Genomic DNA, 21835 nt, shown 5'->3' with positions numbered 1-21835 from the left:
TGTCTCCGTATTACCACTCAGGTTTGTAGTTCTTTATTTGTTTTTTTTTTATCAAGCCACAAGCGAAAGCGGGCTAATGATTTATTCCCCATAAATAGCCTGATTGTTGCAAGTACAATAAAACCTTTTAGAAATTGAAATTTAGAGCCCTTCCTAATCCAAAAGTCACATTCTTTTCCTTTTGTAGGTACAAATAATTTTTCATAGAAAATAATTTTGGGGAAAGGGATAGAAAAAAAATTATTGATATTTTTTCCATGAGTTCCAAAAATTAGGGGGCCGGGACGCAAACAAAGCACATCCATAAATAATATAAAATAAAGAAATACTACCCATGCGGAATGTTGCGAATTTTTTTCGATCCAAAGGCACGAAATTTCATGAGGATGTTGGCGATCAAAGTGATGATTACTATAGAGTTTTTGTAATTGCAATGGATTTAAAGGAAGAAAAGTTCGATAATTAGGGCCTGAGTTGATACAAAAGCCTCCTATCATTTTTTCCTCTGAATCTTTAAAAAAAATACGTACTTTAGAGCTTTTAAAATATTCTATATCTGCACGATTATGGGCCAATGATGAATAATTGGTTTCATAGATTTTAAGTAAACTATCATTTTTAATTATTTTTGTTTTAATCATCATCCTGGCTCAAAAAAACCCTATTTCCCAATTATAGAACATATTGGGATTTTTTTGCCCAGATGGTATGAAGGAGGAATCCTCATAAACCAAAAATCGATTAATGAGTCTTTGCTAAAAATACAATCGATTACAATGTGGCATAGCTCTGGATCCCGCATTCCTAAGTCAGTAACTTATTAATTAATTTGCGTGAATTTCGGGACAGTAGGTGGAGTTAACAAATAATCCCTTAAAAAATTAGGGATACGTTGCTCCAACCAAAATTGTTTTTTCTCAGCAATAAATCCTACATGACCTCCATGCTGGCTCAACTCTAGAAGGATATCTGGGGATAATTCATCAACTGTAGGAAGGACATCCGGGGTCATAAAAGGATCGTCCAATGCATGAATAATTAACGTAGGTGTCGTGATTTGAGATAAGTACTGCCTCGAACTGGATTTTTGATAATACTCATGGGCATTAACAAATCCATGTAATGGAGCAGTTATTTGTTCGTCAAATTCATGCAGGGTTTTTATTGAATACAATTTTTGTTTGGAAAGTGGTAATTGGCAATTGATAATATCCAATTTTTGTAAAAAGACGGTCCGTAATTTTTCGAGCAGATGTGCTTGATATACCCGAGAAAATCCTTTGTTTATCTTTTGAACCACATTATGCAATTGAAACGGTACAGAAACCGCGACTGCTGCATCAATTAGGGATTGGGAGCTATTTTCTCCTAACCATTTGAGGAGTATATTGCCGCCTAATGAAATACCTACTACCGCTTTTTTGGTTGTGGGTTCTCTAAGGTTTAGTACATTGAGAAAATAAGCCAAATCATCGGTATCGCCTCCGTAATAAGCGCGCGGCAGACGATTGGGTTCTCCACTTGCGCCACGGAAATTCATTAAAACTGCTCGATAACCTGATTTATTGAATGCATGGAATAATGTCGAAACATAAGCCGAATTGATATTTCCACCTAATCCATGAAGTAAGATAATTAAAGGAGCATTATTGTCTAATCCATTTGTTTTCCACGATAAATCAATAAAATCTCCATCAGGTAACTCTAAACGTTCACAAGAATCTACAGCAGTATTTGTTCGATGGGTGAACGTTCGATACAGAGTTTGTCCATGATTATTGGTAAGCCACCAAAGCGGCTTAAATTCACTATGAATGATCATACTCTGTTACCTATGAATTGGATTTTATTTAATCTGTTTAGTGTTGTCTTAACCTATAAGTATAAAATACTACTAGGAAGAAATAAATGGAGTACTAAAGTGTAGTTTACGTTGAATTTTCATTGCTAAAGTATTCATCTGCATTTAAATTATCTCATTGAGAGTAACATTTTTTCAATAAATTCAGTGGTTAAGATTATTGACGGTGAGTTTTTCTATAAAGGGAGGTTTGATGCAAGTCAAGGCAGCGGTAGCATACGAGGCAGGGAAACCATTGGTGATTGAAACAGTTGATTTGGAAGGTCCTAAAAAGGGAGAAGTACTGGTTGAAATTAAGGCGACAGGTGTGTGTCATACCGACGCATTTACATTATCTGGTGATGATCCTGAAGGTATTTTCCCAGTTATTTTAGGGCATGAAGGAGCTGGTATTATTGTCGATGTTGGTCCAGAAGTAACCTCCCTCGAACCTGGTGATCATGTAATTCCCTTATATACACCCGAATGTCGTCAGTGTGACTATTGTCTTTCTCAGAAAACCAATCTTTGTCAGGCCATTCGAGCAACACAAGGACAGGGGGTGATGCCTGATGGAACAAGTCGTTTCAGCCTTAATGGAAAAAAAATATTCCACTATATGGGGACATCGACTTTTGCAAATTATATTGTATTACCTGAAATTGCAGTTGCGAAAATTCGCAAGGATGCTCCTTTTGATAAAGTATGTTACATCGGCTGCGGCGTTACTACAGGGATAGGGGCTGTAATTTATACCGCAAAAGTGACCCCAGGTTCCCGCGTTGTTGTTTTTGGCTTAGGTGGCATTGGGCTTAATGTAATTCAAGCTGCTCGTATGGTTGGAGCCGATCAGATTGTGGGTGTGGATATTAATCCAGACCGAAGAGCTTTAGCTGAAAAAATGGGGATGACGGACTTTGTTAATCCTATGGAAGTGGATAATGATTTGGTAGCGCATCTCGTTGAACTGACTAAAGGCGGCGCAGATTATAGTTTTGAATGTGTAGGTGATGTCAAATTAATGCGTCAGGCATTGGAATGTTGCCATAAAGGTTGGGGCGTTTGTACGATCATTGGCGTTGCAGGTGCTGGAAAGGAGATAGCCACCAGACCGTTCCAACTGGTTACCGGTCGAGTATGGAAGGGCTCGGCATTTGGTGGAGCCCGTGGCCGTACGGATGTACCTAACATTGTTGATTGGTACATGGAGGGCAAAATCAATATCGATGATTTAATTACTGAGGTTTTTCCTTTTGAACAGATTAATCACGCCTTTAACTTAATGAAACAAAGAAAGTCAATTCGTACAGTGCTCACTTATTAAGGGATAATTAATGGCTATTGAGCTTCTAGAAGAGCATTACTGTTTTGATGGTATTCAACGAGTTTATTCACATCAATCCAATGTGACCCATTGTACTATGCGTTTTGGCCTTTTTTTGCCTCCTCAGGCGCAGAAACAAAGCGTTCCTGTTTTATATTGGCTTTCAGGATTAACCTGTACAGAGCAGAATTTTATTACTAAGGCTGGAGCCCAACGAATCGCTGCTCTTTTAGGTATCGCCCTTGTTGTACCCGATACCAGCCCCCGAGGAATTGATTTGCCTGGTGATCGAGATAGTTATGATTTTGGTGTTGGTGCTGGATTTTACTTGGATGCCACGCAGGCACCTTGGTCAAAATATTATAATATGGCCACTTATGTACATGAGGAATTGCCTGATTTGCTACTGCAATATGCGCCACTGAATCATCATGCTTGTGGTATCTTTGGCCACTCAATGGGAGGCCATGGAGCGCTTACTTTGGCATTGAAATATCCTCAGCAATATCGCTCTGTTTCCGCGTTTGCTCCTATTTGTGCCCCATCTCAATCCCAATGGGGGCAAAAAGTATTCACTGGTTATTTGGGGCCGGATAAGAAACAGTGGAAGGAGTATGATGCGTGCGAACTCATTGCGGAGAGGGGGTGGCCGCATCAATGCATTTTGATCGATCAGGGTGTTCAGGATCCTTATTTAAAAGAGCAACTCAAACCCGGATTATTTCAGGCAGCATGTGTAAGGGCAAAGGTTGCGCTTAATTTACGTATGCATGAAGGCTATGATCATAGCTATTATTTTATCGCAAGCTTTATTGAGGATCATTTACGTTTTCATGCATCAATATTGTATGAAAATCATTAATAAAGCCAATCAAAAAATACTTGTCAACAGAGGATTTTTTATAAAGTAAGCCTTTCAGTTGGCAAATCGGATTTTGGGAGTGGAGCATCGAACGACTCATTATCTTTGAGAAAATTAAACAATTTGTATCCTATTTCCTCGTAATGAAGTATTATCTTTCCAGGTGAGTTGCTGATTTTTTTAGGTTTTATTGTCATGAAAAAAGTATTATGTTTATCTGCACTGATGATGGTATTGAACCATTCAAGCTTTGCATATCCACTGCCAAATCCTTTTCCCCCATTTCGTATTGCTGGAAACTTGTACTATGTAGGCACTGATGATCTTGCTAGTTATCTGATAGTCACTCCAAGAGGGAATATATTAATCAATAGTGATCTTGAAGCGAATGTTCCCATGATTAAAGCCAGCATAGAAAAACTAGGTTTTAAATTCAGTGATACGAAAATTTTGCTCATTAGTCATGCTCATTTTGATCATGCTGCCGGCAGTGAATTAATTAAGCAACAGACAAAAGCAAAATATATGGTTATGGATGAAGATGTTTCTTTGATCCTATCTGGTGGCAAATCTGATTTTCATTATGCAAATGATACCAGTACTTATTTTCCTCAAAGTACTGTTGATAAGGTACTTCACGACGGAGAACGGGTGGAATTAGGTGGGACCGTATTAACTGCTCATTTGACACCGGGGCATACTAAAGGCTGTACCACTTGGACACTAAAACTAAAGGATCACGGGAAACAATATCAGGCGGTCATTATAGGAAGTATGGGCGTGAATCCTGGCTATAAATTGGTCGATAACATAACTTATCCAAATATAACTCAGGATTATAAGCACTCCATAAAGGTACTGGAATCACTGCGTTGTGATATTTTTCTAGGAGCCCATGCTGGAATGTTTGATCTGAAGAATAAGTATACATTATTGCAAAAAGGGAAAAATAACCCCTTTGTTGATCCCGCAGGTTGTAAAAAATATATTGAACAAAAGGCACAGGATTTTTATACAGAACTTAAGAAGCAAGAACCTGCTTAATCACTTTGCCTTTACCCAGGCTAGAACGGTATGATTTTCTTTCATAAAGATTTGTAGCCTGTTCAGCCTAGCGGAAATCCAGGTTAACGTTTCATCTTCGATTTTTACAAAAACAATCCACTAAATGATCATCGACCATGCCAACGGCTTGCATATAGGCATACATGATTGTTGACCCGACAAAACTCATTCCTCTTTTTTTCAAATCTTTAGATAAGGCATCTGATTCTGATGTACTCGCAGGAACTTCTTGGAGTGTTTTAGGATAATTTATTTTAGGTTTTCCACCCACAAATCCCCAGACGTACTTGTCGAAGGATCCAAATTCCTGTGCAATTTTAAGGAATGCTAAGGCATTTTTGCGAGCCGAGAACACTTTAAGACGATTGCGAATAATTCCTGAATCAGTCAGTAGGGTATTTAATTCCTTATCAGTCATTTTGGCTACACTATGAGGATCAAATTGTTTGAATGCCTTGCGGTATCCTTCTCGACGTTTGAGAATTGTTTCCCAGCTTAATCCGGCTTGTGCTCCTTCAAGCAAGAGCATTTCAAAGTGCTTTTGATCATTGTGTACAGGAACTCCCCACTCTATATCATGATACTGTTCATAATGAGGCTTACCAACTCCAACCCAGGTGCAACGTTTCATGATGAGCAATTTCTCCTATATGATCCGGATTTGTGTAGGTGTGGTGATGTTTATAATTTATTTTTTAATCATAACGTTTTTAAGGTGTAAAGACTATTTTAATTCGCGTTTTGCTCGCTTGTTTGCCTGATAAACAATTGCTTCGGCTTGTATTTGTTCTGGAATGCCTTAAAATTCACTACATACGATAACTTTATATTTATTTAGAGAGCTTCATGTCCGATTTTTATCAGGATTTTAATACAAGACGAACTTTTGCAATTATTTCTCACCCTGATGCCGGTAAAACGACCGTAACCGAAAAGTTACTATTGTTCGGAGGCGCAATTCAATTGGCAGGAACCGTTAAAGGACGTAAAGCCGATCGACATGCGACTTCAGATTGGATGGAAATGGAAAAAGAACGTGGGATTTCTATTACAACTTCGGTAATGCAGTTTGTTCATAATCAGCATGTCATGAATTTGTTAGATACCCCAGGACATGAGGATTTTTCTGAAGATACTTATCGTACCTTGACAGCAGTGGACTCAGCCTTAATGGTTATTGACGTGGCCAAAGGGGTAGAGGAACGAACCGTTAAATTGATGGAAGTATGTCGTTTGCGTGATACGCCGATTATGACTTTTATAAATAAACTGGATCGTGAAGGCCGTGATCCCATTGATTTACTTGATGAGGTAGAGTCTGTTTTAGGGATCCAATGTGCTCCCGTTACCTGGCCTGTTGGTATGGGAAAGCGCTTTAAAGGTATTTATCATCGCTATGAAGATACAGTGTATTTATATCAACCGGGTAAGAATGCACAAAAGCAAGATGCTGTGCAAATCAAAGGATTGGATAACCCTCAATTGGATGAACTATTAGGTGATAGTGCCCAGGAGTTACGCGACGAAATTGAGTTAGTTAAGGGGGCTTCCCATGAATTCAATTTGGACGATTATTTAGCGGGAAAAATGACACCGGTTTATTTTGGTTCTGCAATTAATAATTTTGGTATCAAAGAGTTACTGGATGATTATGTGCGTTATGCTCCAGGCCCGCAATCTCGAACAGCTCAAGAGCGAACTGTATCAGCAGATGAACAAAATTTTTCTGGGTTTGTGTTTAAAATCCAGGCTAATATGGATCCGAAGCATAGAGACCGGATTGCATTTTTACGTATCTGTTCAGGAGCTTACAGAAAAGGAATGAAAATCAATCATCTGCGTATTGGAAAAGAAGTGCAAATTTCTAATGCGTTAACCTTTATGGCTGGTGATCGTTCCCATACAGAAATTGCTTTACCTGGCGATATTATTGGTTTACATAATCATGGAACGATTCGCATAGGGGACACTTTTACTCAAGGTGAGCAATTAAAATTTACGGGTATTCCCAATTTTGCTCCTGAATTGTTTCGATTGGTACGTTTGAAAGATCCATTAAAGAGTAAAGCTTTATTAAAAGGTTTGATTGAATTATCTGAAGAAGGAGCAACACAGGTATTTCGACCATTAAACAGCAACCAATTAATCTTGGGGGCGGTTGGTGTGTTACAGTTTGATGTCGTAGCTCATCGTTTGAAACATGAATATAAAGTGGATTGTATTTATGAAACAGTAAGCGTTGCGTGTGCTCGTTGGGTTTATTCAGATGATGATAAGGCAATGAGTGAGTTTCGAACAAAAGCGTATGACTATTTAGCTTTGGATGGAAGTGATGCGTTGATGTATCTTGCCCCGACTCGGGTTAATTTGACCATGGCTGAAGAGCGATATCCTAAAATTAAATTCCATGCGACGCGGGAACATTAGAACGAAAGTGTCTTAGTAGCCCGGGTGTCCCGAAGCAAAACCCGGGCTTGCAGCGATCAGAATTCCTGCTCTCTTCGCTGCATCTCGACTAAGTATGTCTAAAGGGATTTTCTAAATAGATGGTGTATTAAGCAGTACAAGTTGCTTTTACTGTGTGTGCACCGAAATTAGTAATTTCAACTTTTGCGCCAGATTCAGCACTTAATTTCAGATTTTCATTTTGATGAACAGTGATTCGTAACGACTCTCCTGCTGATAGAGTGATGTCATTAACTTTTCCTTTTTTAGCTAATGCTACAACTAAAAATTCATCTCCGTCATCTTCGGTAGTAATTTTACAATTGGCTTCTACTGGCCAGAAAAGATAATTAAGAAATATTTGCGGATCATTGCTAGGCAATTCATATTCAATCGTAACTCCACGCTGGAGTAAATGACTTTCGGTTGAATATGCGCTTGTGCTTAAAGATGCAGCAATACATAATAAGCCAAGTCCAAATTTTCGTAACATTATATAACTCCATAATGATAATAACTGAGCTAAGATACATTTATTTTATAGGTATGGCAAATTAATCTCATTCAAGTTTTTAATGAGTAATAAATATGAAGTCATCGACAAAGTCTGTGTTCCCGACTTCAAAGATCAACAAACCACTTCATTATCTACACTGAAATGCACAATTTACGTATATTCATTAAGTACCTTATAACGTACCGACTCTAAAATAAGGGGAACCAATTACCACTTATTGAAGAGATTATGGCTTTAGGATTATTTAAATTTAGGGGTACTAAAAGTACTTTGAGAAAAGAATCATCAAATATAATTCTGCAAGCAGACGGTTGGGGTAGAAATTGGTTTGATTGCATTAAAAAAGAAGAGGGGCCAATAACAAAAGAGTTGTTGGAAGAAGCGTTTGATATGATGGAGATTGAGCGCGAAAAAGCTGAGATTATCCTCGTTACCCAGGAAATGGCTAAAAGAATAGATTTGCTGCCCAAGAGATTCACTTCAGTTGTGTTTTTTAACCGACTCTTTACCTATCCTGGTTCAATATCCAAACCAGCTGAGCAATCGAAAGAGGATTGCATTAACTATCTAAAACAGCTTCCTGATTGTGTTACTAAGGTTGAGCTAAACCTCTATTATAAATGGAGTCGTCCAGAAGAAGTAATAAAGGTTATACCCAAAAACGTGACTCATTTTACTATTAATGCGGACGTTATTGAAAATTGTACGTACGAAGAGCTAATTCCATTTTTTAGTAGTTTCCCTAGCCAGATAAAAGAAATTTCTCTATTAGGCAACGATACTAAAATACTGGCTTTTGATGATAAAGTATTACGTGATTTGATAATAAGATTACCTCTTTCTGTTAAAACACTTACTGTTCCTAGGGATGATTTAAGCATTTTCAACCTTGCTACAGAAAGAAAAATAAATCTGGATGAATACAGAAAAAAAGAGTACTTTCCTCAAAGCTATGATGATCTTACTGATTCGGTTTCAGAAGATTTATTTCAAAAGGCAAAAAATCTTTTAAATGATTATACAAAGAGTGCTAGTTGGTGTCCTGGATTCGCTCTTTTTGCTACGTTTCACTGGAATCGGCATTATGTGGATCAAGTGAATAAAATACTGCAAGAAAGTACCAATATAGAAGACCTATTGGGAAGACTTAAAGCGATCGAGATGCAAAAAGATTTCAATCCCACAGGTTCTCTGGCACGTCGAATGTATTACATAAAGAATATGCAGCATCAGGTTCGAAAGTTGGATAATGACGTTGTTGAAGTACCTAAATATAATTAATTAAAATAGAGTGTTTCACTTGGGTTCTGAGTAAAGTATAAAATCGCTCCCTTAGCCTGATGAGTACAGGCTAACGAGGAGTGATTCCTACAAATTAAATACTTAAATTAAAATACATGAAGAAGAGGAGGCGGTTTTTTTCTTGTCGTTATGCTGCTCTCTTTTGGCTTCATCGAGGAAGATTTTTCCTCCTCTTTTTAAGTTTAATTTAGCGCCTGAAAATTGAGGAGCAGATTGTGCTGAGGCGACTGAAGTTTCAAGCATTTCAATACCAAAGTTTAGGTAATGAATGGTTCGAATCTCACTATTTACCAATCCTTGCACGCTATGTTGATAGTATTCAAGCGGGTCTTCTTCAACAGTAGAAACACTAAAAAATGAGCTGGAGGCTATTTTATTTGACTCCACATTATTGTTGTTGAGCAGCGCACGCATTGCTTTAGTAAAAAATGGGATGCATGCTGCATTATCATTAAAGCTTCGATAAAATGGGCAAGCAAAACCTTCTTCTCCAATTTGAAAGATCGTTTTTCCATCAATTTGCTTACAAAAATCTTTACTCGCATAAAGAGACAATGTAATGGTAGAAATTTTCAAACTGTTGTCTTCAATTGTTTCCCCCGCTAGATGGTGTCTGCCTTTCAAATAGGTGTTTATGGTCTCAAATAAATTACGGGGAATTTTTCCCTTATCTGCGAGAGTGTATGGTGCTTTGAACGTAGCCTCCTTCATGGCTTGATAAGTAGGCTCATCAATAAAAATCCTTAACGAAATGGGAGTCTGTCCATCCTTTAGATGACCTACATATTCAGAAACAAGATTTTTCGTATAAGCAAGGACTCCTGGAACTTCTGTGATTTTATTAAGAGAACGCGTTGCACCCACTGCTTTATATTTAACTTCAACCGCATACCGCAAGGGTTCATTGATCTGATCTTCGCCATTAAATACTTGAGGATGAATAATACCCCGTAAACCGCCGCTCCCTACAAAATAATTAGTATCAGGGTATTGTTTTTGTAATTCATCAAAGTCTTTTACTTCCTGATATTGAATTTTAATTCCAATGGATGTGGCATATTCTCTAAGTTTTTTTTCCAAGTCGCTTATTATCACTTTGGAGGGGATGCTATCCAGCACTTCTCCAAAGCCTTTACTTCTATCCATTTCTGCAAAGGAACTTTGTTCAACATACATCGCATGATTGCGTGTAGGAATCTCATATTTTTCAAACATAAGAATTTCTTTTTCTGGACATTGTAGTTTTAATTGTATAGCCCCTAAAAGACCAATAGGTCCTGAGCCAATAAAAATAATATCAGTCATATTTATTTGTATTATTTATAAACAGAAAAGTATAATAACAAGTCTTGACTTATTTGTATGTGTTTTTTTAATCAGTTCATTGAAATAAGGTCTTAGGCAATTATTCCTTCTGGGGAAGAATGCTTTTTATTGAGTTAATAATTATATAGAGGAGGGGCTTCGAATCTGATAAGCCTTATTGGTCACGCATTATGGTACTCTTCAGAACATACACTTCTTAAACTAAAATATACCTTATCTTACTGATAAATATTAGATATATGATAGCATTCAACCTGTTGTACTAAGGTTAGAAAGTGTGTCTAAAAACTATTACAGATTAAATTGAACACCGTAGTACATAGAGGATTTTGAATATGCCTAAAGAGCAATTATCAAAAATAGTAGTCATTGAATCCAATTACCAGATAGATGCAAACTCGCGGCCAAAGTCTGGCTTCCTGCCGATGCATCGAAAAATCCCGAAATCACTCTTAAACATAGCTTTAAAGTAGAATTAATGAAAAAAACTGGAGAAAAACCAATGCATCGAAAAATGGAAGGGTATTATAAAAAAGAAAAATGTGATGTACCTCGAGAAAAAGGTCAAGACCTATCTTCATATGATTTGATTCTTAAGTTATTAGGGCCCTATGGAACAGATACACGTATAATTCGTGATGAGAATAATGAGGTTATTGGCTGTTTAAGTGTACCAGTACCTAATTTTAGGCCTGTACAATCAGAAGAAGATCCAGAACAAAATTTAGAAACACAAAAAGTAGCTGAATGTGTACAAATGACTTTGCCACTAATGCTTATTCAAGAGGATGATTTGCATTTTGATTCAAGAACAGAAGAGCAGTCTTTCGTTCCTCGCTCTTTTAAATAAAGGACAATGTAAATAAAAACAATCGGTTACCTTTTATGAATTTGTATACTTCCTTAAGCTTCCTATTGTATTTGGCCTATTAATCAAAATAAGCTTGAGCAAACTGAGTTGAAAAGTTTTACTACCCGATAAAAAAAGATAGTTAATTTGGATACTTCTAATGAAGCAATTAATCTTTTTGGTCTTAAATTTGGTCAGATTGTACGTTGGCGAGGGCGCAGTATTCTTACAATTGGCGTTGAGCCTGATGCCAAGATGTTATACTTCTAAATCGAAGATGATATAGCGGTATCTTTTGGGGATCATATTAAGCCAGACGGCAATATAAAAGAGCTTCCAGAGTTTGAGGTTACAAATATGGTTCTATCAGAATTTTTTATTTATAAAAAATTCACTGAATTGAATCAAGTTTTTGCTCCCAAAGTAAAAGAAAAAGAAAAAAACCTTTGATACAGCCAGGTACGCTGGCTGTATATTTATATTGGCTTACTTCTTAGCTGCTTGCTGTCACGATACTCCTCTACAATGGTTTTTGCTGATTTAAAAAAGGGATGAAACTTAGATAGCTTGAAAATATTCAAGGCTATATCGGATGCATTTATTTTATGGTGTAACAAATAATCCGCGCTGCTTGCCTGATAGCGCATATTGTTTAATTCGTATTTCTGCTGCGGTGGAAGAAGCTTGAGTAGTGTTTTGTCTTTTTCTAGCAAAAAATCAATGATGTGATAATGATTTTGTTGTATGGCATAATAAAAAACATCTTGAATGAGTTTACGCGGAGTTTTGTCTTTGTCTATGTGTCGTGTAATAACGCCAAAATACACTGCTGCCGATTTAAGCTCCCAAGAATTTGTTACAGGCATTACTTCCTGCAGCTTAAAAGGGGCATTTGTTACAAGAAACTTGAGTAACTCGAGAGAACCATTCATTCCAGCAACTTGAAAAGCAAAACCATTCTCTGCTGCAATCATTTCTTGTAGTTTGTCCGGAGCCTTTTTTGCAAGAAAGCGAAGTACCTCAAGGTTGCCCTTCTCTGCAGCCTTTCGAAAAGCAAAATAATTCTCTGCAGCAATCATTTGTTGGACCATGTCAGGGGCTTTTTCTGCAAGAAAGTGTAGTACATCTATACGACCATTCATCGCTGCCCAGCGAAACGCATTAAAATCCTTTGCGGCAATCATCTTGAGCAGTTTGTCAGGAGCTTTTTCTGCAAGAAATTGCAATACCTTAAGATGACCGTTTTTTGCAGCCATACGAAAAGCATAATAATCCTCTGCGGCAATCATCTCTTGCAGTTTGTGAGGCGCTTTTTCTGCAAGAAATTGCAATACCTCAATATTTCCCTCTTCTGCTGCCATGCGAAAAGCAAAATAATCCTCGGCAGCAATCATTTCTTGTAGTTTTTCAGAGGCTTTTTCTGCAAGAAAGTGCAGTACCTCAAGATGACCGTGCTTTGCTGCCATGCGAAAAGCATAATAATCCTTTGCAGCTATCATCTCTTCGATCTTGCCAGGGGCTTTTTCTGCAAGAAAGCGGAGTAATTCAATTTGGCCCTTTTCTGCTGCCCTGCGAAAAGCCCAATAGCGTCCTGCAGCAACCATCTCTTCAATCTTACTTGGAGCTTTTTCTACTAGAAATTGCAATATCTTAAGACGTTCTGCTCCTTGAAAAGCAAAATAACTCTCTGCAGCAATCATCTCTTCAACCTTACCTGGAGCTTTTTCTGCAAGAAAGCGTAAGACCTCAAGATGGCCGTTTTTTGCAGCCATACGAAAAGCATAATAATCCTCTGCGGCAATCATCTCTTGCAGTTTGTCAGGAGCTTTTTCTGCAAGGAATTGCAGCACCTTGAGCTGACCCTTTTCTGCTGCCCTACGAAAAGCATAAAAGCGTAAAGCGGCAATCATTTTTTGCAGTTTGTTAGGAGCTTTTTCTGCAAAAAATTGCAATACCTCAAGATTTCCTTCTTCTGCTGCACATCTGAATGCCTCATAGTTATCGAGAGCAATCATCTCCTGCAATAGTTGAGGAGTGTTTTTTGCGAGATAGATTAACCCTTTCACATACCCCAATGTGCTCAAGACAGTTAGAAAGTTATATATCAAAGCTTGATCGGAGAGGTGTGTGTTTTTTGCCAATTGATCTAATTGTTCCTGAGTAATTTGTATTGGATCGGTTAAAAACTGTGCTAAAAGGGGGGATGAGCGAGTAAAAGTAGCTGTCATTATTGTGCCTTATGATGTTTCAATAACTCTTAAAATTCAATGAATTAGTAATTGGCCACTTTGTTTGATTTTAACTCTTGTTGTATGTGTTGAGAATGCCATTTTTTGGAATCTTAATTTTTCCAAATTGGAAATTTCCATACTGAAGATAGGGGGTGAGTGTCCTGCACTCGACTTCTGAAATGATGGTTGAGCATCTTGGCCTGATAGGCTTGGTACAGGAAATATTTCGTCAAAAAAGAGAATATATCGGGATTTTTCTTTGCAAGAGAGTATGTTCATTCAATTCAGTTGAAGAAACTCACCGAATGGAGCGCTTTCTCTCTAAGTAGTCAGCAAGTGCAGATACTTTAATAAGAAGAAAATTCTAACCTATAATCTGAATAGGTAAGTTTCTGGTATTAATGTGAATAAGGATTTTTTATGATTAATTGGAGTAAATTTAAATCGTTTTTTTTAAGTTTCATAGGTTTATCATCAACACTCTTTACTCCAGATATTTATGCTGCGAATAAATCACTCTTTCAAAATATAGGCCAGTTACCAACATCTGTGATCTCTACAACTCCTGGAAACAACAGTTTACCTTTAACTCAAACAATAACTAATGAAGCGCTTCATTATAGCCTGAAGATTCCTGCTGGTTGGAGTTATAAAAGAAATAATCAAGATTTACAAATTTTTGATGCTGAAAAAATGCCTATGATTTTTATCGTTGCTATTAATGACACTGAGCCTTCTGGGACTAAGCAAAAATTAGATGATTTATTTAATCATTATAGTCCTGAAAAAGCGGCTTTTATCCAAGAGATTGTAGGTAGTTCAGCGCCTAGTTATAAATTGATCAAGGAAGGGATGTTAACAAAGCCTAGTGTTAATGGTCCTTTAAAAGGATATTTTTTTATTATGGAAGCAACGATGTATAACCATAACGTACAATTCGCTAATCTTCTTATCCAACGTCCTTCAGAACCTCGTTATTTAATATTTACTTATTTATATCGTTTAGAGCAAAAATCCCCCCAAAATATAGACACTGAGTTAGCCATTTTTCAGTCATGGACTCTTTAGTTCAATGCTCGTTATTTATTCGAGGCAAGCAATAGCCCGTAAGAAGCAAAGCGGATTACAGGATTATTCATCAAGGTTCACGGAGTTTTAGGTACATTTTGCTTCTTACGAGCTACGTTGCATCTGCTTTTTTGAGTCAGTTTAACGAGTAAATAATAGGGGTTGATAGTCCTCGATGTACAAAATTGGCTATTTTTAAGGTATAGCTATGTCCCATAGAACCGCATCCTAACGCAAATAGATTTTTTTCAAAGAAATCCTTTGCAGTTTGATTATTTAATGCGGTCTTGCTGAAATAGGGTATGCTCTATCTAGAGTATTAACGTGATCCACTACTGCTTTTAGCAATCCTTTTCCACTTTTTTATGAGGTGCATCCTCTTTTATCGAATAACATCGCGAAATCATCGATGTTGGGGAGATCATCATATCCTTTATTTAAAAAAAATGTGCCACTGATTCCAAAGAATTCGTTGGAGTAACTTCTATAGGTGGATGGCCCATATCCTAATGCAATACCCTCATCCTCAGCGATAAAAAAAGCGAATTCATTTTTTTCAAAATTACTGTTCTCTTCTTCTGAAATATCCTTTTCCAAAAAATTTATCATATCTTGCACCGATTCACACCAAAAGTGGTGTAAATCTGAGTTATATTGTTTAGAGTAATTTTGATAAAAAAATTCATTGTCTGTTTTTTGCCTTACGTACGAGAGATAATAGGTTTTTTTTCAAGTTTGAATTGCGCGTAGTTTAATTTTCTGAACTTTATGTGATATACATCCTTATTTTACGAATTGACTCTAAGATAACGCTGAGCGAGTCCGCGTGCGCCAATGCAATCTTGCATGCAAAAAAATCTGCGGTAATGCGAGAGAGCTATTTAATGATAATCTTAAGCAAATTTCAACGATACATTGCAAACAAGGAAGTAGTTTTCCACCTATGCTGACGTGGTTTTAATGTGTTCCAACTATAGGGGACACGTTGTTCAGATCACAAACCAAATAGGAGTAATACCTTGGTAAAAACCAGCCTAGTTTTTGGAGCAGTGCTTGTATCTTGCTAGGTGCCAATTGATTCTTGTTAATCGAGAAGACTAACTCATGTTGCTCCGTTTCTGGTAGATAAACGAGTTTGATTTTGGCGTCGTTGATACCGAAATGTTGCATGATCGCTTCAAGTAATTTTATTGAGGTATTGGGTAGGATCTGCGCTGGCACATCGTTGATAAGGATATCAGATCCTTCTCGAATAAGCTGGGCTCGTGGTTTATCTGTTTTGAAGGAATGATCTTCTGGCTCAGCAAACGTCCGGTAGAGATAAAAACCAAGGACATCGCCATAGCTGAGATCGATAGCTTGTTTGGGATTACGTGCCTCGATGGCGATGCCAACCCCTTCATTAATTAAGAACGAATCGATAAGCTCAGGAATGTTATAGCTTGTTATGGTGCTGTTGTCATCAGGAATGGTTGCAGTAAGTTCAAGATTATAGTAGGTGAGACCTTCGGGATTGAAGATAATTTCAGGTTCACCACTAGTAAAGAGAGCGTGGGGAAGGCACATTATGAGACGATTATACCAAGCAGCTTTTCTGTTGGAATTGTCTATCTCAAATAGGGCTCTTAGTTCTTGAGTGGCTGACACAGAAGCAGCTTTTTTTTCGGGTGTATCCATAGAGTTTATCTTCATTTAAAAAATGCATTGTATCAAAAATATCATAATGAATAATATTAACTGTCCCCAAAGACAAGGATTTAGTATGTTTTCTGAATTTGAAACGATTTGCTGATAACCATATTATGTCATAAGTGATATATCGCTTTTTTTGTTTAATGTCTATTAATGTGCAATTTAATTTTCGGTCGACTACGTCCCAACATTTTATTCGCGACTCGAAGTAAAAAAGAACACCATATTCCATACAATACGGATAAATGCATCAAATATAAAGAACGATAAGCCAGTTGAGCCACTTTGCCGCCAACAAAATAGCGGATTTTTCCCATTCCTGTAATATCTCCATAAGTACCGTAGCAACTTAATGCGATTAAAGATCCTTTATCTTCATATTTAAAATCAAGCAGCTCTTTGTTATTTAATCTATTTTTTAAGGATTTTGCTAATAAATATGCTTGCTGGTGAGCTGATTGAGCACGGGGTGGGACAGGTTTTCCTGTAGCTAGATCCATCACATTTGCACAATCCCCTATAGCAAAAATATGTTCATCATCTGTAGTTTGTAATGTTGAATTAACCATTAACCGATTTAAATTATCTACAGCTAACCCATCAAGAGTTGACAAAAAGTTCGGCGCTTTAACACCAGCTGCCCAGATACACATACTTGCAGGCAGAATTTTCCCACTTTTAGTATGAACTCCTTCACTGTCAATTTGACTTACAATTTCATTGGTTAGAATTTCAATCCCTAACTCTTGTAATTTTTTAGTTGTTAAAGTTGAAAGCAATTCGGGAAGAACAGGTAATATCCGAGGAGCTCCTTCAACTACTGTAATTTTAGCTAATTTTTTAATGGCATTATTAAATTGATATTTTTCCGTCTGATTGAGGGTATGGAGTAATTCTGCACCCAGTTCAATGCCTGTAGCGCCACCTCCAACAATGACAATATTAAAGTTCTGGTGTGTTTCTTCCTCAAGCGCATACTGTAGACATAATAGTCTGTCTACATATTTTCTTTGAAAATGGTTTGCTTGATCAAGATTATCAATACTCAAACAATGCTCCTTAACCCCTGGAGTATTAAAATCGTTACTTTGACTTCCTACAGCAATAATTAATGTGTCGTATGTTAAAGTTCGTTCTGGGACTATAAGATTTTGTTCTTCATCCTTTATAGCAGCAATATGGATGACCTTTTCTTTGCGATTTATACCAATCATAGTTCCTGGCTGGTAATTATAATAATGGGATATCGAGTGAGAGTAAAAATTGAGCTGATCCATATTTGAATCGAGAGATCCGGCAGCAACTTCATGCAATAGAGGTTTCCATATATGGATTTCTTGTTTATCCAAAAGGGTAATCTTGGCTAATTTTTTCTTTCCCAAATCTTTACCCAACCGTGTAACTAACTCAATTCCACCGGCTCCGCCACCCACAACTACAATATGATGTGGTTCTTTACTCATTTTGGTATCCTTAACTTCTAAATTTGAGATAAAGCGCTCTATGTCTATAATCCTTAACTAAAGCTGTGGATTTACCGCGTTTTACCCTTCAGTATAAAGTAGCTAATACCTAATACCGCACCATATACAATATGGCCTACTAAAGCAGGTATATTTTGTTTTATGCCTTCAATAGTCCATTTAGCAAATAAAGGATCGCCAGAAGAAAGAACGGGTAAGAAAGTCATAGGTCCACCCACCCACATCGCAAAACCAAATAAAACCCCCAGAACTAGAGCTACTAACCAGGAATTAATGAACCATCCTAACACCAGAGCAAAACCAATACCGCTTCCTATGCTCACTACAGTATGAACTAACAAGCCACCTGTTACTGTAGGCATGTTAATAATCTTGCCTAATGTTTCAAGCATTCCTGCATGGGCTAAAAAAAAAGCAAAAACAATTCCAGCAATAATTCCTGCTATTGCGCCTTGCCAAATCCAATTGATATTTTTCACGATAGTTCCTTAAATGAAATCTATAATGTTACTACTTGTTAATATAGATCAAATTTTGAAATGAAGTGGCTCCATCGAATGAATTTTTTATTGTGATATCGACTACCATCACATATCAAAAGGACTCGTAAGAAAGTTCAATTAAGGAATCCCGTAATCCGCTGCGTTCCTTACGGGCTATGTGCTTAAGCTCTCTTCGATCTTATGATTTGAGTTCTATACTATTATTAGTGTAAATATTTTAATTTTTTATTCAAATGCATCATCAAATTTTAGCCTTCATCTTTATGGCTTTTTCTACTGTCGTTTCAGCACAGTGTATCCAAGACCAATATGGAGAAGTAGTTTGTGGGAAGGGTGCTTGCCTTATAGACAGTAAGCTCAAGGTGGTTTGCTCACCTTATAAGAATGGCGAATGTGAAAAAGATTATTATGGGAAAGTTATTTGTGGTCCTGGGCAATGTTTACGAAATCGTGACGGCACTGTAGTTTGTTCCCCCTATCCAGAGGGTGGTTGTGCTAAGGATCAATACGGTGAAGTGATATGTGGCGCAGGACAATGTGTTAAAGACCGAAATGGTAAGGTTGTTTGCGGAGGCGAAGATGAGAGTTGTGAACTTAATTCTTATGGAGAGGTTAAGTGTGGTAAATAGCAAGAAGTATCTCATGAGCTTATCAAGTTGATTTTCTCGCAAAAAAAGTGACAAAAACAAATACACCACCCACAGAAAGAAATCGTATGTTTGCCCTCTCTTTATTTGCAAGTACACGATGAAAAATAGTTGGGCATAAAGAGGCTGCTGCAAATGAACCTGCCGAAAGCTGTGATGCTGGGCAGGGTTTATTCTCGGCCATGAGATCAAACATATTAATTATTCGAATCTCTTTGTTTAAAGATTGCATTTTGCGATGCACCGCACACCAGGTATTCTTAGAATCCCGAGCGACGATGCTCGCAAAAAGGCGTAGAGCCAGCACTACTACTTATTATTGATTGCTTGCAAAGACAATCCCCTCAGGTCCTGCAGTTTGACCGCCAGAAGCTCCAAACATTGTTGTTCCTGTTACACCTAACATTGAAGGTAGAAACAATAAAGCGGCAGAAATAAAGACTAGAGCAATTGGCGTTCCAATTGGAATTTGAGTTGGGTTATCTTTGTGCTGTTTAAACTTCATAATTGCCCCAATAGAAAATCCCAAACCAGCCAAATAAGAGCCAGCCGTAATCAACTTAGATAGATTTGTAAATGAACTAGTAATTGTTTCTGCCATTTCTCCCAAAGACATTGCAGTGTTTGCTGCTGCACTATGGCTTACTAATGTCAGCACTGTAAGATAAGCAATGGTGCTTAACCAACACTTTAAACTTGTTTTATTTATAATGTTACTTTTCACAATTTTCTCTCCAAAATTAACAAAAAATCTAGGCATGATATTATTTAATAAATATGATTATTTTACAAAACATTAAATTTTAAATTTTTATATTTATATGTAAATAGCAAAGAGCAAGAAAACTGCCTGAATCAGGATTCAAGACTGTTTGCAATACATCCAAATATTCAGCATTGTTTGAAATATATTTACATTCAGAGGATGTCAAGCAGAAGATTCTCTCAAATAAAAATATGATTAACCCTTCTAATGATACTGATGAGGAACCAGAGATTATAGTCAACTCTGGATTTAATGTAAGCGGGATGCGTTTTATAGCGATGAATGAAGATATCTATGAGTCCTTACAAAATCCAACACCTACCAAACAATGTGATGGAAAAGTAAGTGGTTTCTCAATATTCCATCATGATAAAACAAGTGACTTAGACCAGGGAATTTATTCATCGCTTGGGACAACTCAAGTACCATTTAAGCTCCAAATTTAATTGGTCTTCGAATTAGATTTGTATGCATGTAGGTTGGGTCAAAATGACCCAACCTCATATTTGGCTTATAATGTTTCAAGAGCTTTAGCAATAGATTCAGTCATTGCTTTGGCATCGCCAAAAAGCATGTAGGTATTATCATGGTAAAACAGATCATTCTCCACACCGGCATAGCCTGGTGCTAAGCTTCGTTTAACAAACAATACGTTTCTGGCTTTTTCTACTTCTAAAACGGGCATTCCATAAATTGGTGAGCCGGGATCTGTTTTTGCTGCAGGGTTCGTTATATCATTTGCCCCAATTACATAAGCTACATCACAGCTTGCAAAATCACGGTTAATTTCACTTTGTTCAAAAACTCTATCATAAGGAATATTGGCTTCTGCAAGTAAGACATTCATATGGCCAGGCATGCGGCCGGCGACCGGATGAATTGCAAAGCGAACTTTAATATTGCGGTGTTCTAGGGCATCAACTAATTCTTTGACTGCATGTTGAGCATGTGCTACCGCCATACCATATCCAGGAACAATAATTACATCTTTAGCGTTACTTAAGAGGAATGCTGCGTCTTCACCATTACCCTGGCGTACAGTTCGTGATTCATTTGTACCGTTAATTTGAGAACTAGCTGCTGATGATTGAATGCCTCCAAAGATTACATTAAAAATCGAACGGTTCATTCCAACACACATGATATAACTTAGAATCGCCCCGCTAGCACCTACTAAAGCACCTGTAATAACAAGTAAGTGATTGCTGAGGGTAAATCCGATACCTGCTGCAGCCCATCCTGAATAGGAGTTAAGCATTGATATAACTACTGGCATGTCGGCGCCGCCAATAGGGATAATGAGCAATACACCAATTAAAAAAGCCAAACCGGCCATGATACTGAACAGCGTGAAGGTTTGGTTAATAAAAAACAAGACTAATAAAACAAGGATGGCTAGGGCTATAATCAGATTAATTAAGTTATGGCCTATGAGTTTAATAGGTTTTCCCGACATAATCCCTTGCAATTTAAGAAAGGCGATCACTGAGCCTGAAAAAGTAATGGCCCCTATAATCAGACCCAGACTCATTTCAATTAGACTTGCTTTGGCAATTGCACCAGGGACACCAATATGAAACGAAGTAGGGGAGAGAAAGGCACAAAAAGCAACTAGAACTGCTGCCATCCCCACCAATGAGTGAAATGCCGCAACGAGTTGGGGGATTGCCGTCATATTAATTTTATAGGCAATAAAAGTTCCAATGATGCCTCCTGCAATCATTAAACTAATGAGAATGGGTTGATGATAAGTTGTTGGCATCATCAAAGTTGAACCTACTGCAAGGATCATACCGGCAATCCCTAACAGATTTCCTCGTCTTGCAGACGCAGGGCTGGCTAAGCCTTTTAGCGCCAGTATAAAGCAGACAGCCGATAAGAGATAAAATAAAGGAACCAGGGTTGTCATGAGA

Annotated in this window: 22 protein-coding genes; 9 read left to right on the top strand and 13 right to left on the bottom strand. The window is 37.4% G+C overall.

Going from position 1 to position 21835, the window contains the following annotated elements; all coding sequences use genetic code 11:
- Nucleotides 1-17: 17 nt before the first annotated feature.
- Nucleotides 18-644 (bottom strand): hypothetical protein, encoded by a 627-nt coding sequence (locus ACWTEW_RS12160; RefSeq protein WP_454781897.1) that lies wholly within the window; start codon nt 642-644, stop codon nt 18-20.
- A 176-nt stretch (nt 645-820) separates the two neighbouring features.
- Nucleotides 821-1822 (bottom strand): hydrolase, encoded by a 1002-nt coding sequence (locus ACWTEW_RS12155; RefSeq protein ID WP_454781896.1) that lies wholly within the window; start codon nt 1820-1822, stop codon nt 821-823.
- A gap of 232 nt (nt 1823-2054) precedes the next feature.
- On the opposite strand from ACWTEW_RS12155, the gene ACWTEW_RS12150 reads away from it, so the two are divergent.
- From ACWTEW_RS12150 to blaFEZ, 3 genes are all read left to right on the top strand, one after another.
- Complete coding sequence (locus tag ACWTEW_RS12150; RefSeq protein WP_454781895.1) at nt 2055-3164, top strand: S-(hydroxymethyl)glutathione dehydrogenase/class III alcohol dehydrogenase; 1110 nt, start codon at nt 2055-2057, stop codon at nt 3162-3164.
- 10 nt (nt 3165-3174) lie between these two features.
- On the top strand, nt 3175-4026 hold the full coding sequence (gene fghA, locus ACWTEW_RS12145) for an S-formylglutathione hydrolase (RefSeq protein WP_454781894.1): 852 nt from the start codon (nt 3175-3177) through the stop codon (nt 4024-4026).
- 195 nt (nt 4027-4221) lie between these two features.
- On the top strand, nt 4222-5070 hold the full coding sequence (gene blaFEZ / locus ACWTEW_RS12140; RefSeq protein WP_454781893.1) for an FEZ family subclass B3 metallo-beta-lactamase: 849 nt from the start codon (nt 4222-4224) through the stop codon (nt 5068-5070).
- A gap of 91 nt (nt 5071-5161) precedes the next feature.
- Here the strand turns inward: blaFEZ and ACWTEW_RS12135 are convergent, their stop codons facing one another.
- On the bottom strand, nt 5162-5722 hold the full coding sequence (locus tag ACWTEW_RS12135; RefSeq protein WP_454781892.1) for a DNA-3-methyladenine glycosylase I: 561 nt from the start codon (nt 5720-5722) through the stop codon (nt 5162-5164).
- A 215-nt stretch (nt 5723-5937) separates the two neighbouring features.
- On the opposite strand from ACWTEW_RS12135, the gene ACWTEW_RS12130 reads away from it, so the two are divergent.
- Complete coding sequence (locus ACWTEW_RS12130; RefSeq protein WP_454781891.1) at nt 5938-7518, top strand: peptide chain release factor 3; 1581 nt, start codon at nt 5938-5940, stop codon at nt 7516-7518.
- Between the two features lie 127 nt (nt 7519-7645).
- Here ACWTEW_RS12130 and ACWTEW_RS12125 read toward each other — a convergent pair whose 3' ends face one another.
- Complete coding sequence (locus ACWTEW_RS12125) at nt 7646-8029, bottom strand: hypothetical protein (protein WP_454781890.1); 384 nt, start codon at nt 8027-8029, stop codon at nt 7646-7648.
- A gap of 252 nt (nt 8030-8281) precedes the next feature.
- Here ACWTEW_RS12125 and ACWTEW_RS12120 point away from each other — a divergent pair, with 252 nt between their 5' ends.
- Nucleotides 8282-9334, top strand: a complete 1053-nt coding sequence (locus tag ACWTEW_RS12120) for a DUF5617 domain-containing protein (protein ID WP_454781889.1) — start codon at nt 8282-8284, stop codon at nt 9332-9334.
- A gap of 102 nt (nt 9335-9436) precedes the next feature.
- Here ACWTEW_RS12120 and ACWTEW_RS12115 read toward each other — a convergent pair whose 3' ends face one another.
- The gene (locus ACWTEW_RS12115) at nt 9437-10660 is read right to left on the bottom strand and encodes a hypothetical protein (protein ID WP_454781888.1); all 1224 of its coding nucleotides are present in this window, start codon (nt 10658-10660) and stop codon (nt 9437-9439) included.
- A 499-nt stretch (nt 10661-11159) separates the two neighbouring features.
- Here ACWTEW_RS12115 and ACWTEW_RS12110 point away from each other — a divergent pair, with 499 nt between their 5' ends.
- Entirely contained in the window at nt 11160-11531 is a 372-nt protein-coding gene (locus ACWTEW_RS12110) for a hypothetical protein (protein WP_454781887.1), read from the top strand.
- 476 nt (nt 11532-12007) lie between these two features.
- Here the strand turns inward: ACWTEW_RS12110 and ACWTEW_RS12105 are convergent, their stop codons facing one another.
- On the bottom strand, nt 12008-13759 hold the full coding sequence (locus ACWTEW_RS12105) for an ankyrin repeat domain-containing protein (protein WP_454781886.1): 1752 nt from the start codon (nt 13757-13759) through the stop codon (nt 12008-12010).
- Nucleotides 13760-14182: 423 nt separating this feature from the next.
- On the opposite strand from ACWTEW_RS12105, the gene ACWTEW_RS12100 reads away from it, so the two are divergent.
- Entirely contained in the window at nt 14183-14830 is a 648-nt protein-coding gene (locus ACWTEW_RS12100) for a hypothetical protein (protein WP_454781885.1), read from the top strand.
- Nucleotides 14831-15193: 363 nt separating this feature from the next.
- On the opposite strand, the gene ACWTEW_RS12095 is transcribed toward ACWTEW_RS12100, so the two are convergent.
- The 4 genes from ACWTEW_RS12095 to ACWTEW_RS12080 all read right to left on the bottom strand — a co-directional run bounded on the left by ACWTEW_RS12095 (nt 15194) and on the right by ACWTEW_RS12080 (nt 18485).
- The gene (locus tag ACWTEW_RS12095) at nt 15194-15439 is read right to left on the bottom strand and encodes a hypothetical protein (protein WP_454781884.1); all 246 of its coding nucleotides are present in this window, start codon (nt 15437-15439) and stop codon (nt 15194-15196) included.
- A gap of 348 nt (nt 15440-15787) precedes the next feature.
- Nucleotides 15788-16507 carry a hypothetical protein gene (locus ACWTEW_RS12090; RefSeq protein ID WP_454781883.1) on the bottom strand — a complete coding sequence of 240 codons (720 nt, stop codon included), beginning with the start codon at nt 16505-16507 and terminating at the stop codon, nt 15788-15790.
- Between the two features lie 155 nt (nt 16508-16662).
- Nucleotides 16663-17985, bottom strand: a complete 1323-nt coding sequence (locus tag ACWTEW_RS12085) for an NAD(P)/FAD-dependent oxidoreductase (protein ID WP_454781882.1) — start codon at nt 17983-17985, stop codon at nt 16663-16665.
- Between the two features lie 71 nt (nt 17986-18056).
- Nucleotides 18057-18485 carry a hypothetical protein gene (locus tag ACWTEW_RS12080; protein ID WP_454781881.1) on the bottom strand — a complete coding sequence of 143 codons (429 nt, stop codon included), beginning with the start codon at nt 18483-18485 and terminating at the stop codon, nt 18057-18059.
- Nucleotides 18486-18742: 257 nt separating this feature from the next.
- On the opposite strand from ACWTEW_RS12080, the gene ACWTEW_RS12075 reads away from it, so the two are divergent.
- The gene (locus ACWTEW_RS12075; protein WP_454781880.1) at nt 18743-19138 is read left to right on the top strand and encodes a hypothetical protein; all 396 of its coding nucleotides are present in this window, start codon (nt 18743-18745) and stop codon (nt 19136-19138) included.
- Nucleotides 19139-19160: 22 nt separating this feature from the next.
- Here ACWTEW_RS12075 and ACWTEW_RS12070 read toward each other — a convergent pair whose 3' ends face one another.
- Together ACWTEW_RS12070 and ACWTEW_RS12065 are read right to left on the bottom strand one after the other, a co-directional pair.
- Complete coding sequence (locus ACWTEW_RS12070; RefSeq protein WP_454781879.1) at nt 19161-19388, bottom strand: hypothetical protein; 228 nt, start codon at nt 19386-19388, stop codon at nt 19161-19163.
- Nucleotides 19389-19472: 84 nt separating this feature from the next.
- Nucleotides 19473-19880, bottom strand: coding sequence for a type IV secretion protein IcmD (locus ACWTEW_RS12065; protein WP_454781878.1), 408 nt, complete (start codon nt 19878-19880; stop codon nt 19473-19475).
- 233 nt (nt 19881-20113) lie between these two features.
- Between ACWTEW_RS12065 and ACWTEW_RS12060 the strand changes: the two genes are divergently transcribed.
- On the top strand, nt 20114-20368 hold the full coding sequence (locus ACWTEW_RS12060; RefSeq protein WP_454781877.1) for a hypothetical protein: 255 nt from the start codon (nt 20114-20116) through the stop codon (nt 20366-20368).
- A gap of 65 nt (nt 20369-20433) precedes the next feature.
- Here the strand turns inward: ACWTEW_RS12060 and ACWTEW_RS12055 are convergent, their stop codons facing one another.
- Entirely contained in the window at nt 20434-21831 is a 1398-nt protein-coding gene (locus ACWTEW_RS12055; protein ID WP_454781876.1) for an NAD(P)(+) transhydrogenase (Re/Si-specific) subunit beta, read from the bottom strand.
- Nucleotides 21832-21835: the final 4 nt, after the last annotated feature.

This window comes from Legionella stuttgartensis, from assembly GCF_977063405.2.
Note: the sequence above shows the minus strand (reverse complement) of the source record. Positions and strands in the feature narration are given on the sequence as shown.

Coding starts and splice junctions, on each gene's coding strand:
- ACWTEW_RS12160 (WP_454781897.1), bottom strand. CDS start 644: ATGATGATTAAAACAAAAATAATTAAAAATGATAGTTTACTTAAAATC.
- ACWTEW_RS12155 (WP_454781896.1), bottom strand. CDS start 1,822: ATGATCATTCATAGTGAATTTAAGCCGCTTTGGTGGCTTACCAATAAT.
- ACWTEW_RS12150 (WP_454781895.1), top strand. CDS start 2,055: ATGCAAGTCAAGGCAGCGGTAGCATACGAGGCAGGGAAACCATTGGTG.
- fghA (WP_454781894.1), top strand. CDS start 3,175: ATGGCTATTGAGCTTCTAGAAGAGCATTACTGTTTTGATGGTATTCAA.
- blaFEZ (WP_454781893.1), top strand. CDS start 4,222: ATGAAAAAAGTATTATGTTTATCTGCACTGATGATGGTATTGAACCAT.
- ACWTEW_RS12135 (WP_454781892.1), bottom strand. CDS start 5,722: ATGAAACGTTGCACCTGGGTTGGAGTTGGTAAGCCTCATTATGAACAG.
- ACWTEW_RS12130 (WP_454781891.1), top strand. CDS start 5,938: ATGTCCGATTTTTATCAGGATTTTAATACAAGACGAACTTTTGCAATT.
- ACWTEW_RS12125 (WP_454781890.1), bottom strand. CDS start 8,029: ATGTTACGAAAATTTGGACTTGGCTTATTATGTATTGCTGCATCTTTA.
- ACWTEW_RS12120 (WP_454781889.1), top strand. CDS start 8,282: ATGGCTTTAGGATTATTTAAATTTAGGGGTACTAAAAGTACTTTGAGA.
- ACWTEW_RS12115 (WP_454781888.1), bottom strand. CDS start 10,660: ATGACTGATATTATTTTTATTGGCTCAGGACCTATTGGTCTTTTAGGG.
- ACWTEW_RS12110 (WP_454781887.1), top strand. CDS start 11,160: ATGAAAAAAACTGGAGAAAAACCAATGCATCGAAAAATGGAAGGGTAT.
- ACWTEW_RS12105 (WP_454781886.1), bottom strand. CDS start 13,759: ATGACAGCTACTTTTACTCGCTCATCCCCCCTTTTAGCACAGTTTTTA.
- ACWTEW_RS12100 (WP_454781885.1), top strand. CDS start 14,183: ATGATTAATTGGAGTAAATTTAAATCGTTTTTTTTAAGTTTCATAGGT.
- ACWTEW_RS12095 (WP_454781884.1), bottom strand. CDS start 15,439: ATGATAAATTTTTTGGAAAAGGATATTTCAGAAGAAGAGAACAGTAAT.
- ACWTEW_RS12090 (WP_454781883.1), bottom strand. CDS start 16,507: ATGGATACACCCGAAAAAAAAGCTGCTTCTGTGTCAGCCACTCAAGAA.
- ACWTEW_RS12085 (WP_454781882.1), bottom strand. CDS start 17,985: ATGAGTAAAGAACCACATCATATTGTAGTTGTGGGTGGCGGAGCCGGT.
- ACWTEW_RS12075 (WP_454781880.1), top strand. CDS start 18,743: ATGCATCATCAAATTTTAGCCTTCATCTTTATGGCTTTTTCTACTGTC.
- ACWTEW_RS12070 (WP_454781879.1), bottom strand. CDS start 19,388: ATGCAATCTTTAAACAAAGAGATTCGAATAATTAATATGTTTGATCTC.
- ACWTEW_RS12060 (WP_454781877.1), top strand. CDS start 20,114: ATGATTAACCCTTCTAATGATACTGATGAGGAACCAGAGATTATAGTC.
- ACWTEW_RS12055 (WP_454781876.1), bottom strand. CDS start 21,831: ATGACAACCCTGGTTCCTTTATTTTATCTCTTATCGGCTGTCTGCTTT.